General features: G+C 46.5%; 15 protein-coding genes. 6 read left to right on the forward strand and 9 right to left on the reverse strand.

Features of this window, described 5'->3' with window-relative positions; translation table 11 throughout:
• Positions 1-243 precede the first annotated feature (243 nt).
• The 3 genes from QUB39_RS02500 (at position 244) to QUB39_RS02510 (ending at position 4,086) form a co-directional block, all read left to right on the forward strand.
• On the forward strand, positions 244-1,941 hold the full coding sequence (locus QUB39_RS02500) for a serine/threonine-protein kinase (RefSeq protein WP_333207778.1): 1,698 nt from the start codon (positions 244-246) through the stop codon (positions 1,939-1,941).
• A gap of 60 nt (positions 1,942-2,001) precedes the next feature.
• The gene (bioD, locus tag QUB39_RS02505; protein WP_333207779.1) at positions 2,002-2,709 is read left to right on the forward strand and encodes a dethiobiotin synthase; all 708 of its coding nucleotides are present in this window, start codon (positions 2,002-2,004) and stop codon (positions 2,707-2,709) included.
• 159 nt (positions 2,710-2,868) lie between these two features.
• On the forward strand, positions 2,869-4,086 hold the full coding sequence (locus tag QUB39_RS02510) for a M20 family metallopeptidase (RefSeq protein ID WP_333052161.1): 1,218 nt from the start codon (positions 2,869-2,871) through the stop codon (positions 4,084-4,086).
• Between the two features lie 208 nt (positions 4,087-4,294).
• Here QUB39_RS02510 and QUB39_RS02515 read toward each other — a convergent pair whose 3' ends face one another.
• The 3 genes from QUB39_RS02515 to QUB39_RS02525 form a co-directional block, all read right to left on the reverse strand.
• Positions 4,295-5,275, reverse strand: a complete 981-nt coding sequence (locus tag QUB39_RS02515; protein ID WP_333052163.1) for an aldo/keto reductase — start codon at positions 5,273-5,275, stop codon at positions 4,295-4,297.
• A gap of 345 nt (positions 5,276-5,620) precedes the next feature.
• Positions 5,621-7,012: a glycoside hydrolase family 10 protein gene (locus QUB39_RS02520; protein ID WP_333052166.1), complete on the reverse strand. Its 1,392-nt coding sequence runs from the start codon at positions 7,010-7,012 to the stop codon at positions 5,621-5,623.
• A complete protein-coding gene (locus tag QUB39_RS02525) occupies positions 7,003-7,233 on the reverse strand; it encodes a hypothetical protein (RefSeq protein ID WP_333052169.1) in 231 nt (76 codons plus the stop codon). Before QUB39_RS02525 ends, QUB39_RS02520 begins: the two co-directional genes overlap by 10 nt.
• Before the next feature lie 8 nt (positions 7,234-7,241).
• On the opposite strand from QUB39_RS02525, the gene QUB39_RS02530 reads away from it, so the two are divergent.
• From QUB39_RS02530 to QUB39_RS02540, 3 genes are all read left to right on the forward strand, one after another.
• A complete protein-coding gene (locus QUB39_RS02530; RefSeq protein WP_333052171.1) occupies positions 7,242-8,507 on the forward strand; it encodes an FAD-dependent oxidoreductase in 1,266 nt (421 codons plus the stop codon).
• Positions 8,508-8,633: 126 nt separating this feature from the next.
• Positions 8,634-9,296: a DUF2834 domain-containing protein gene (locus QUB39_RS02535; protein ID WP_333052174.1), complete on the forward strand. Its 663-nt coding sequence runs from the start codon at positions 8,634-8,636 to the stop codon at positions 9,294-9,296.
• Between the two features lie 206 nt (positions 9,297-9,502).
• On the forward strand, positions 9,503-10,255 hold the full coding sequence (locus QUB39_RS02540) for a gamma-glutamyl-gamma-aminobutyrate hydrolase family protein (RefSeq protein ID WP_333052175.1): 753 nt from the start codon (positions 9,503-9,505) through the stop codon (positions 10,253-10,255).
• Positions 10,256-10,259: 4 nt separating this feature from the next.
• Here the strand turns inward: QUB39_RS02540 and QUB39_RS02545 are convergent, their stop codons facing one another.
• From QUB39_RS02545 to QUB39_RS02570, 6 genes are read right to left on the reverse strand one after another with little or no spacing between them, the layout of a single operon-like run.
• Positions 10,260-10,448, reverse strand: a complete 189-nt coding sequence (locus QUB39_RS02545; protein WP_006635525.1) for a CPXCG motif-containing cysteine-rich protein — start codon at positions 10,446-10,448, stop codon at positions 10,260-10,262.
• A complete protein-coding gene (locus QUB39_RS02550) occupies positions 10,432-10,914 on the reverse strand; it encodes an SRPBCC family protein (RefSeq protein WP_333207782.1) in 483 nt (160 codons plus the stop codon). Before QUB39_RS02550 ends, QUB39_RS02545 begins: the two co-directional genes overlap by 17 nt.
• Before the next feature lie 13 nt (positions 10,915-10,927).
• Complete coding sequence (locus QUB39_RS02555) at positions 10,928-11,281, reverse strand: transcriptional regulator (protein ID WP_333052181.1); 354 nt, start codon at positions 11,279-11,281, stop codon at positions 10,928-10,930.
• A gap of 4 nt (positions 11,282-11,285) precedes the next feature.
• Complete coding sequence (locus QUB39_RS02560; protein ID WP_333052183.1) at positions 11,286-11,615, reverse strand: type II toxin-antitoxin system RelE/ParE family toxin; 330 nt, start codon at positions 11,613-11,615, stop codon at positions 11,286-11,288.
• Between the two features lie 41 nt (positions 11,616-11,656).
• A complete protein-coding gene (locus tag QUB39_RS02565) occupies positions 11,657-12,070 on the reverse strand; it encodes a transcriptional regulator (protein WP_333052185.1) in 414 nt (137 codons plus the stop codon).
• Positions 12,045-12,353 (reverse strand): type II toxin-antitoxin system HigB family toxin, encoded by a 309-nt coding sequence (locus QUB39_RS02570; RefSeq protein WP_333052186.1) that lies wholly within the window; start codon positions 12,351-12,353, stop codon positions 12,045-12,047. The genes QUB39_RS02565 and QUB39_RS02570 overlap by 26 nt, the downstream gene beginning before the upstream one ends.
• Between the last annotated feature and the right edge of the window lie 15 nt (positions 12,354-12,368).

The raw sequence follows: 12,368 nt of genomic DNA on the forward strand, positions 1-12,368 counted from the left end.
TTGAGATATTGACGCAGAAACCGGGTTTTTGATCGGATCTGCAGGTGGCAACCTCTGTGTTTTCGTGAAAAAACCCGGTTTCTGACCATCATTGCGTCCAAGAATGTCATAAAAAATGTAAAATACTAACTTTGGTCGGGACTGGGGACTACAGATAGTGAAGTATGCTCAAGAGCATTAAAGACCTAGCATTACTAAGTCTGTGAGCGATCGTCTATTTTTTAACAGTTTCTACTTAAACTTATGCAGCCACCTATTGCTATTGGAACTCTCCTACAAAACCGCTACCGCTTGGTGAATATTTTAGGTCAAGGAGGATTTGGCCGGACTTATTTAGTAGAAGATTTGGGACGGTTTCAAGAACGCTGCGCCCTGAAGGAATTGATTCCGGTGCAAAGCGGGCCATACGTTTTGGAAAAATCGAAGGAATTGTTTCAAAGAGAGGCGGCAATACTTTACCAAATTGGGCACCCACAAATTCCCCAGTTTCGAGCAATATTTGAAGAGAACCAGCGTTTGTTTTTAGTGCAGGATTACGTGGAAGGGATGACTTACCGCGAACTGTTGCTCGATCGAACTTCAAAGGGTCGCACCTTCACCGAAGCCGAAGTCTTGGTATTTATCCGGCAAATGCTGCCGGTACTGGCTCACATCCACGCCCGCGGCATCATCCACCGCGACATCTCCCCAGAAAATATAATTCGGCGCGAAAACGACCAGTTGCCGGTGCTGATTGACTTTGGAGTGGTGAAGGAACTCGCCACCAAAGTCCAGTCTCCCGAAGGAACAGCCCACGCGACAACAGTCGGTAAAATCGGCTACGCACCGATGGAACAGTTGCAAAGCGGGCGGGCAACAGCCAGCAGCGACCTCTACGCTTTAGCCGTAACGGCTATCGTCCTGCTGACAGGCAAAGAACCGCAGGAATTGCTCGATCAAACAACGCTGCAGTGGAATTGGCAGCAGCAAGCGCAGGTGAGCACGGGTTTGGCTTTGGTGCTAAATCGGATGTTGAGCCGATCTCCGGGCGATCGATATCAATCTGTCAGCGAAGTCGCCCAAGCACTCGACGCCCAAACTAATCCTAAACCTAGCCAGCCAACTGTACCGCCCGCGCCAGTAGTGGTGCAGACAAACCCTTCGCTAATAGCAACGGTGGCCGTGGGCAGGCCGCCAGAGCCCGCCGCCCAGAGTTCCCACCCCCAAAAAAACCAGCCAGACCCGTTAATTGAGCCTGCTGCCGACACTTTTTGGGACAATCCCATTGCTGCGATCGGACTGCTGGCCGGCTTAGTAATCTTGACGGGCTTCGGTTCCTGGGCTTTAGTCGGCTCATTTCTCAACAATTCGCGCCCCAAACCCACTCCGACACCGCCAGCACTTACAAGTCCGACGCCGACACTAACTCCGGTACCAAACCCGCTACCTTTGCCAACCCCAACCCCGCAACCTTTGGCAACCCCAAGCCCAGAACCTTTACCAGAACCGAGCCCAGAACCTTTGCCGGAACCAACCCTAGAACCTTTGCCGGAACCGAGCCCAGAACCTTTACCGGAACCGAGCCCAGAACCTTTACCGGAACCAAGCCCAGAACCTTTGCCGGAACCAAGCCCAGAACCAAGCCCAGCGCCAACTCCGGCACCAAAACCGACGCCCGCGCCGACTCCAGCGCCGACTCCAGCGCCCAAACCTGCGCCCAAACCTGCGCCCGCACCCAAACCAACACCCGCGCCGTCGCCAACACCGTCGCCAACACCAGCACCAACTCCCGCGCCAACACCGGAACCAGCCCCAACACCCGCGCCCTCGCCGGAACCAGCGCCAACACCGGAACCATCGCCGGAACCGGAACCAACTCCTGCACCGTCGCCGGAACCGGAACCGGAACCCGCGCCGGAACCGGAACCAGCACCAACACCCGCACCATCGCCCGAACTATAAACTTCTGGCAAAATTCCCCTAGACTGAGGTTGAGGCCAATTACTTGTTAGCTATTTGCCAATGAACTCGCTGCTAATTGCTGGAACTGATACCGACGCGGGCAAAACTGTTTTGACCACCGCTCTGGCTGCTTATTGGCAAATGTATTTTCCCGATCGCAGTTTGGGAATTATGAAACTCATGCAAACAGGAACGGGCGATCGCGAACTCTACACCCGTTTGTTTTCCCTCGACCAATCCCCCGAAGAACTCAATCCGCTGCACTTTGATGCGCCTCTAGCACCACCAATTGCAGCCGAACGGGAGGGGAGACGTATCGAACTCGAAAAGGTCTGGACAGCGTGGCAAAGCCTCTCTGAACGCAAGGATTTTGTGTTGGTGGAAGCTTTGGGAGGGCTGGGATCGCCTGTAACGTGGGAACTGACGGTGGCCGATATTGCTAGGGATTGGCGGCTGAGAGGGGTTTTGGTAGTACCTGTGAAGTTGGGGGCGATCGGGCAAGCTGTGGCGAATGTTGCTCTCGCCAAACACACTGGTTTTAAGCTCAGAGGAATTGTGCTCAATTGCGTTAAAGCTTATTCTGAACAAGAAATTGCCGATTTAGCGCCCGTTGACTTGATCCAGTCGCTGACTCAAATACCTGTGTTGGGTATTTTGCCGCATTTAGATGACCCGACTGACCTTGCTAAATTAGCTAAAATTGCTTCAGATTTAGATTTAGAACAGTTACTGCCAGGGGTTAATTTAGTTCCTCAGACTTCTAAATAACCCTATTCTCAACACCTCTCTTTCTCATTCTTCTCTTCCTCTGCGTACTCTGCGTCCTCTGTGGTTAAAAACTAAGATTTTATTTGAACCGCAGAGAGCGCAGAGAGCACAGAGAAAGAAAAGAGAGAGTTTTACAAATTGCTATAAGGAGAATAAAACATGGTTTCTACTTTACCGAATTTAACCTCTGTCGATTTATCTCAGTTGCGGCTGGAAATTAGAAATTTGCAGCCTCAGCTAGTCGAATGGCGTCGCCTTTTGCATCAAAGGCCGGAGTTGAGTTTTGATGAAAATTTAACGGCGCAGTTTATCTCACAAAAGTTGCAGGAATGGGGCATTGAGCATGAAACTAATATTGCTAAAACTGGTATTGTCGCCACTATAGACAGCGGCAAACCGGGGCGGGTTTTGGCAATTCGGGCGGATATGGATGCTTTGCCTATTCAAGAAGAAAATGAGGTGGATTATCGATCGCAGCATGATGGAATTATGCACGCTTGCGGCCACGACGGCCACACTGCGATCGCCCTCGGTACTGTCTGTTATCTTGCTAAGCACAAACACAGCTTTTCGGGGAAAGTAAAATTTATCTTTCAGCCCGCCGAAGAAGGGCCAGGAGGCGCAAAACCGATGATTGAAGCGGGAGTTTTGAAGAATCCTGATGTTGATGCGATCGTCGGTTTGCATTTGTGGAACAATCTACCTTTGGGCACTGTAGGCGTCCGCAGCGGCGCGCTGATGGCGGCTGTGGAAGTTTTTGACTGCACGATTTTTGGCAAAGGTGGGCACGGTGCAATGCCACATCAGACTGTGGACTCGATCGTAGTTACAGCCCAAATTGTCAGCGCTTTGCAGGCTATTGTCGCGCGGAATATTGACCCGATCGACTCAGCGGTAGTAACTGTCGGCAAATTCCACGCAGGCCACACCCACAACGTGATTGCCGATACTGCTCAAATCGGTGGTACGGTGCGCTATTTCAATCCTGCATATCAAGGTTATTTTGCACAGCGAATCGAGCAAGTAATTGCTGGAATTTGTCAGAGTCACGGCGCTAATTACCAATTAGATTATTGTGCGCTTTATCCGCCAGTTATTAATGATTCGAGAATAGCTGAATTGGTGCGCGGCGTCGCAGAATCCGTTGTCGAAACTCCTGCAGGAATCGTGCCGGAATGTCAAACAATGGGCGGCGAGGATATGTCGTTCTTTTTGCAAGAAGTCCCCGGTTGTTATTTCTTTTTAGGTTCGGCAAATCCAGAGAAAAACTTGGCTTACCCGCACCATCACCCGCGTTTTGATTTTGATGAAACTGCGCTGGGGATGGGTGTAGAAATGTTTGTGCGGTGTGTGGAAAAGTTTTGTGTGAATCAATGAAAGATTGTGTCATTCGGTGGGGGCGGGTTTATGAGATTATTGATTTTAGGCAATGATAGTTTGTAAAACCCGCCCCTACAGCAATCATATCTATTTAATTCGATCTCTTGCACCCGCCGTCAAAAAACTGTAGGGGCGGGTTCACCAAAAGATTTAAAGAATGCAGACAGCTTAAATAAACCCGCCCCCACCCCACGCGAGAGTCTTTTTACCGAGTTTGAAAGATATTCTGCACCATTTTTTTATCTACACTCGCCGCCGCCTTATCCAATTCGGCAATCTCCCCGGAGTCTAACTCCCACCCCAAAGCACCAATATTATCCCTCGCCTGTGCCGCAGATTTCGCCCCCGGAATCGGAATAGTTTCTTTGCAGATGCACCAGTTGATTGCTACCTGCGAAACAGTCTTGTTTCTGAATGCCGCTATTTCTCGCAAACATTCCAAAAGCGATCGCATTCCCGGAAGTAGCTGCTTGCACGCCAAACCTCGAATACCTTTAGGAAGAGGGCCGTTTTCGGAATATTTACCCGTCAGCAACCCCAAGGCTAGAGGACTGTAAGCAATCAATTTTATCCCCAATTCATCGCAAACATCTTTCAATCCAAGTTCTGTCACTGGATAGGTAGAAAGTAGCGAATATTGCACTTGTAAAGTAACAATAGGAATTTGGCGATCGCTAAATCTTTGATGCACCCATTTCAGCCGTTTCGGCCCGTAATTAGACAAGCCCACTCCCTTGACCAATCCTTGCTCGTAAAGGTCAGCCAGACCATCCAAAAGAGCCCCCTCTTGCCAAGGAGCGTAATTAGCTGTAGACCAGTGCATTTGCACCAAATCTACATTTTTTCCGAGGCGCGCCGCAGAGGCTTTGCCAGCCGATATCATTGATTGTCGCGTCAGTCTCCAAGGATAAGCAGCCAGTTTTGTCGCAATACAAATACTCTCTTTATTTGCACCTTGATATTGTTGAGAAAACAGCCCCAAAAGCTGTTCGCTACGTCCGTTTAATTTCCCCGTTCCGTAAGAGTCCCCGGTATCGAATAAAGTGACACCGTTACTAACACAAAGATTGAAAACGGCTTGCAATTCCTCGTCCATACTTTCATTGTAGCCCCAGAGGAATCTGTTGCCCCATGCCCAAGTGCCGCAGCCCATTTTTGGAAGTAAAATTTTTTGGTTAGTTGGCATTTTTTGATGGTAGTTGTTGGTAATACGGATATTTTATAGGAACATAATTCGGTATCCCCTAGCCCCCAGTAGAGCTGTTTCATACTGCCACAGGCTGCCAGGGACTCAAGTCCCTGTCTAATAGCATAAGTCGGTTAAAACCGACTGAAATAGTAATCTCAATTTTGAAAATTAGAGTTACACATATATTCTGCGCTAACTCTATACAAAAACAGCTTTGATAGAATTGCTACAGTCGTCTTTAGACGACTTCAGCTATGAGACAGGGGTTTAAACCCCTGTCGGACTGTCGGACTAATGGCACACCCTACAAAGTTACTAATGACTGATGACTCTTTAATTCTTTTACGTGGTTGGTGATGGCGAAGGTGGGCTGTTTTTGGTAGGTTGCTCTGGCTTAGCTTTGGGGTCTGGTTTTGGTGGCGCAGGTGGAGGGAAAGTCGCCGCGCGTCTGGGTATTTGTAGCGCTGTTCGGAATGCAGAAGACGGGAAGAAAGCACTAAATTGAGAAAGTCGAACTGCTAGAGGTTCGGGTGCATATTCCCACAAGCTTTCGTAGTAGAAGAAAGCGGCGCCTAAGCCGTATTCTTGGACTGCTCGCACCTGAGATTTAATTTGCTGAATCGGTACTGGGTTATTTCTCAAACCAGTCATAATCCCAACTCCGGTGGGAATTTTTTGCTGTGCTTCTTGCATTTCTGGACGGTTAAGCTTGTCTACAAATGATTCTAGATTGGAACGGTAGACTTGCACGATTAGCTCGTCGGCAATATCCAAACGCACCCAAGTCAGCCAATCTTGTAGGTGATGTTTGTAAGCAAACTCGTAGTAATTGGGAGAAATTGAGAAAATTGCATTGGGTTTGACTGCTTTGACGGCTTGATTTAGCTGCGACATAAAAGCGGTGATTTTATTGGCTCGCCACCGCACCCATGCTGGGTTTTGAAAATCTTTTGGCGGAGCTTTTTTTGTTTCTTTGGTATACAAAGCAACTGTGTAGTCATCGTATCCAAATTCAGACGGCAAACTCATGTGATCGTCAAATTGAATGCCGTCGGCGTTATATTGAGTGGTGATTTCTAGTACGAGTTTGGTAATGAATTGCTGAACTTCTGGATGAAAGGGATTGAGCCAAACTACTTCGCCACCTGCACCGATTGATGTTTGGCTGCCGTCCTGTTTTTGTGTCAGCCAATCGGGATGATTTAAGGCTAATTCTGAGGTGGGAGGAGCCATGAAACCAAACTCAAACCAAGGAATTACTAGCAGGCCTTGGCGGTGAGATTGAGCGATTAAATCGGCGATCGTATCTTGTCCGTCTAACCCTCTGTAAACAAAGGGTTGAATGTCTTTTTGCTGCGCTACATTGCTGGGATACATTGCATAGCCAGAATTCCAGACTACGGGATAGATTGTGTTAAAATTTAACCGTTTTAGTTTGCTGACAGCATCTCCTAGTTTGCGACGATCTCTGAGGATGTCTTTGTCGTTTGTCGTCATCCAAACGCCGCGAATTTCCTGGCGGGGTTCCTGGGCGATCGCCGGAATGAAGTTGTTCGCCAGCAATACTATAATGAATGAGAGGGCAAACAGAAGCGGGAAAAGAGTTTTAATCGATCGCTGCCAACGGCGCGGAATGATGCGTAATGTCATAGTTTTGAATGGTGAGTTAGCTATTGAAACACACCCTGGCATAATTTGGTGATAAAATTTGCTCGCTCTACAGTCTACAGCCATTTGCGCTGAATGTGGAATCGGTTAACTGAAATGGGTGAATTGATGTGCTGCGATCGCAACTGAGCCAAGTATAATCTGCGATACAGAGGGTAGGTGACAGGATTCTGTCTAACTGCTGGGAAATCATTAATTACGCACTGCCAGCTTTCCTTACCGGACAGTGCGGCCCCAGGAGTGCGAGTGCTGTACAATATTGGTGCTGGAACATCTCGATCGAACATCTGTAATTGTGAAACATTTAGTGTTAATTGGCGGCGGTCACAGTCATGCTATCGTATTAAAAATGTTCGGTATCAACCCGCTGCCCGGTGTGCGTTTGACTCTGATTAGCGACGTGCTGCACGCGCCTTATTCCGGGATGCTGCCGGGACACGTTGCCGGGTTTTACGATTATGATGAATGTCACATTGATTTGCGATCGCTCGCGGAATTTGCCGGGTGTCAAATATTGGTCGATCGGGCGATCGCGATCGACCTTAACAAAAATTTAGTTATTTGTCAAACTTGTCCTCCGATTAATTTTGATGTGCTTTCTGTGGATATCGGCAGCACTCCTGCGACTTTATCTGTACCGGGTGCGGCAGAATATGCAATTGCAGCTAAACCCGTACCGGAGTTTTTATCTAGCTGGAATCAGTTAATTTCCGAAAGGCAAAACTCTCTCCAAAAACTGCTGCGGATAGCCATTGTCGGCGGCGGTGCCGGCGGCGTAGAATTAGCATTAAATATGCAATCTCGATTGGGGAAGGAAGAAGGGTTCGGCAACAGATTGTGTAACGGATTTAACGGATGGATATTAAGGTACAGCGAAAGACGTAAGAGAGAAAAGGGAAGGGGGAAGAAAGAAGAAGAATTAGAAATTCATTTGTTTCACAGCGGTGCGGAATTGATGCAGGGACACAATCAGCGGGTGCGTCGCCGCCTTCAAGAAATTCTCATAAGTCGCGGCATTCAATTGCATTTAAAGGAAAAAGTTTGTGCTGTAAAAAAAATCGAGAGGGAAACCAATCCTCAATTCCCTACCAATTACCAAATTTCCTGTAAATCCGGTTTAAAATTAGAGTGCGATCGCATATTTTGGGTGACACAAGCATCGGCAGCCAATTGGATAAGAGAATCCGGTTTAGCAGCCGACTCAAACGGCTTTATGCAAGTCAACGATTGCCTGCAATCAGTCTCTCACCCCAACGTATTTGGGGCTGGCGATATCGCTGCGATGGTTAATTATCCGCGCCCCAAAGCAGGCGTTTTTGCCGTGCGTCAGGGCAAACCGCTGTTTGAGAATTTGCAGCAGTTTTTATTAGAAAAACCGCTGAAACCCTTTGCACCGCAGGAACAGTACCTAGGGTTAATTGGTACTGGGAATAAAAGGGCGATCGCATCTCGCGGCAATTTCATGTGGGAATCACGGTTGTTGTGGTATTGGAAAGATTGGATCGATCGCCAATTTATGCAAAAATTTAGCAATCTGCCCAAAACCCGCCATACCAAATAGCAATACATTCAAATATTCTCCTCTGTTCCTCTGCGTTCTCTGCGTCCTCTGCGGTAAAGAAAAAAAGTATTATTCAAAAACCCTTTAAGCTTGCTATAGTAATATCAGAAGTCAGAAAAACTAACTATGTTCAGAAAAATTGGATTTGGGCTGCTTTGGATTGCATTTATCACCTACGCCTTTGTATTTGCACCACCCGACAGCCCTGAAAAAACCATCACACTAATTACCAATATTTCCACAGGCAAAATAGCAGACATCAACCCTTTAATTGTAGCGTTATTCAACCTCATGGGAGTCTGGCCGCTCATCTACAGTTGCGTCTTATTTGCTGACGGCAGGGGCCAGAAAATACCTGCATGGTTATTTGCCACTTTATCCTTTGGCGTCGGCGCCGTTGCCTTGCTGCCTTATTTAGCCCTGCGCGAACCTAATCCAGAATTTGCCGATCATAAAAATATCTTTTTAAAGATATTAGACTCCCGTTTTACGGGAATTTTCTTAACATTAGCTGCGGTTGGTTTAGTTGCCTTTGGCTTGACAAACGGCGATTGGTCTGATTTTATTCAGCAGTGGCAAACCAGCCGTTTTATCCACGTAATGAGTTTAGATTTTTGTATGCTTTGCCTACTATTTCCTGCCTTATTAGGAGACGATATGGCGCGCCGAGGAATGCAGAACTCTACAGCATTTTGGGCAGTAACATTAGTGCCGCTGTTCGGGCCGTTGGCTTATCTTTGCACGCGCAAACCGCTGCCGGAAACTAATACTAAAACTGTTACAAATTAGACAGCAGTGCTGGTAATTTTCAGTTTAATCTATGGATCATCCATCACAAGTAATCAGAGAAGAAACAGGCAAGATGCCTGTTTCACAATAAGTAAGTTTTATTGTGGGGAGTAGGGTTGGGCTTATAGCCCGCCCATGAAACACTGATTACAAATAGTGCCAAATCTGAGTATGAATGTAAATAATTATCTCCCAGTCTCTAGCAAATGAAAAAATTTCCTATTGTTGGCATCACAACATACAACCGCTGTCCAGCAGGCGAATATCGCTTAAATGGAACTTATATTGATGCAGTTCAGGCGGCTGGTGGCATTCCGATTTTACTGCCTCCCAATCAATTAGATCCGGCTAGTATTTTGGATGCAGTAGATGGTTTGATTTTTTCCGGGGGCGGAGATATCAACCCAGAACTTTATGGCGGTTATGTCGATCGCACAGTTTACTCGGTTAATGCAGAACGCGACAATTTTGAATTAAGCTTAGCAAAGCTAGCTTTGAAGGCTGACATACCTGTGTTGGGGATTTGCCGGGGAATGCAAATGTTGAACGTAGCCAGCGGCGGCAGTTTGGTGATTCACGTACCGGATGCTTACGGAGACGAGGTTAATCACGGATCGGGAATTCCCCCGCGCGCGATCGAGCATACCATTGAAATTGAACCCAACAGTCGGCTAGCAAAAATTATGGGAAAAACTTCAACAACAGTTGTTTCCTGGCATCATCAAGCAGTGCGAAAGGTAACATCCGATTGGCGAATTGTAGCCGATGCACCTGACACTTTGGTAGAAGCAATGGAGCACTGCTATCACCCTTGGATGATAGCAATTCAATGGCACCCAGAAATGTCGCCAAACTGTTCGGTAAACTCTCGAATTTTTCAGGCTTTCGTAGAAGCAGCAGCTTCAAGATTTATGAATTCTACCAAGTCAGAATCCCAAGCAATTCCTACATTTTTGTAGTCACTTATTCTTGATAGTCAGTATCTATTTCAATATCCAGGGTATCTTCATCTATTCTGACATACAGAACATTCGGGCGACAGCAAACCTGACAATCTTCGATATAAGATTGCTCCATACCACCGCTGATATCAACAAAAGTTGTACTCGGTTCGCCGCAGAAAGCACAGTAATATTCAGCCGTTGTTTGCATTTTTCTCGCACTCTCTTTTTGTGACTTCGTGGCGGTAGCGAAACATATCTGTTAACCGCATTTCCACCCACCAACCTAACAGCAAATCGACAATCGGGCCGCCGGGAATCGAAAATGCGTTAGCGAAGCCCTCGAAGAGGATCGCATCTGTCAATCTAGTCTTGCCATTTTCTGCTGTAAACTCGTGTCGGTGAACCCAACGTGCCATTGGCCCCTCAGTTTGTTCATCAACAAACAACCGATATTGTTCGCACTCAGTGTGAGTCGCCACCCATTTTACAGGAATCGGCCCCAATAACAGGCGAAATTCTGATACAGCACCCACATCGAGTCCCCCTTCGTGGCGAATGATTTTCACCGGTTGCCAAGGCGGAGTCAAAAGTTGCAGAATGTCGGGCCTTTCGTGAAAGTTCCAGACTGTTTCAACAGTTGCATTAATTAGGGATGAATATCGAAAATTAGGCATTTTGTAGATTAAGTTAAACAGTTATTTGCGATCGCGTTTCAGCATTTGCAGTATTATCCTCTGTATCAGTACAAACAGCAACAGTTAGTCTCAATCCCAAAGCATTCAGCCAAGTTCCCAGATTATAAATCGCATCACTTCCTTGCTGCGACAGCAATTCATCCAGTTTTTTTAAGTGCAATTCATATTGTTCAGGAGTCATTTTTGGTTGACCCAAAGCTTCTGCTACATCGCTGAGAGCTCGTTTTAGCAGTTCAGGTTCCGGCTCTTCCTCCTCTAATGTCGCCGTTATATAGGCGGCTGACAATGCCGGGTTTTTTCTCAGAGATTCAATCAAAAACGGATGATAAGGTAGGCTTTTAGGCATTGTCTTAACTCCTATAATCTGTCCAGTATTCTTTAGCTTGGCGGATATCTCTGTCTTGAGTGCTTTTATCGCCTCCGCAGATGAGAATCACAATTGTTATTCCTATTTGTCCAAAATAGATGCGGTAGCCAGGCCCATAATTGATTTTGAGTTCGCATACGCCTTCCCCCACGGATCGATAATCTCCTAAATTACCATCAGCAATTCGGTTAAGCCTAGATATAATCTTGGCTTGAGCATTGATATCTCTCAGCGAATCAAACCACTGATCGAAAGGCACTTTGTTATCTGGCGTCGTATAACGCTGAATTTCTCTCGGTTGGACTTCGGGCATAATTATATTATAGTGCGTCACTCATCCCAGTATCCTGGCAATTAATTATACTCAAGAAATGCCACAGGGGAAAGATGGAAAAACTTAGCTAACTTTTGAATTTGACTCGCCGTCAGTTCCCGCTTTCCCTTCATCACCTCAGATACCCAAGACTCGGATTCAAAAATATCAACCAAATCTTTTTCTTGAATATTGTCTTCAACCATCAATGCTTTCAGTAGTGCGATACCTTTCAAAACTGGCATTGGCTCATGTTTTTGTTCGTAATCATAAACAAGAGTACCCAACACGTTTAAGTAATCCCGATCGTCCTGCGTGAGATTTCTCCGACTCACAATAGAATCAATCCGATTTTGTGTAGCGATTAACTCAGCTTCACAAGTAATGGGACGCGGTGGAAAAGTTGTGATTATCTCAATATAGTAGCTACTAGGAGTTTTTAAACCAGTCGTCATTTTTCCAGTTCTCCTTATTATATTCTGCATGAGTTAAAACACAGCGGACAAACACTATCTGGTATTCATAATCGATAAAAGCAATTAACCGATAGTTATTGCCACCAATATTAAATACCGTAAAGCTACCTACTAAGTCAGCCGAAGGAAATACTTTACGAATATCTACTAAACTTTGCCATTCAGCATCACAGCTACGCTGATACCATAGCAACAGACTTGTTTCAGCATTGGGGTGTGTTTCCCAAAATTCTTTTAGTCGTTTTCGGCTAATGACACGCATGAGGCTATTATAATC

Origin of the sequence: Microcoleus sp. AT8-B5, from assembly GCF_036705565.1 — a bacterium.
In the GTDB taxonomy this organism is placed as follows: domain Bacteria; phylum Cyanobacteriota; class Cyanobacteriia; order Cyanobacteriales; family Microcoleaceae; genus Microcoleus.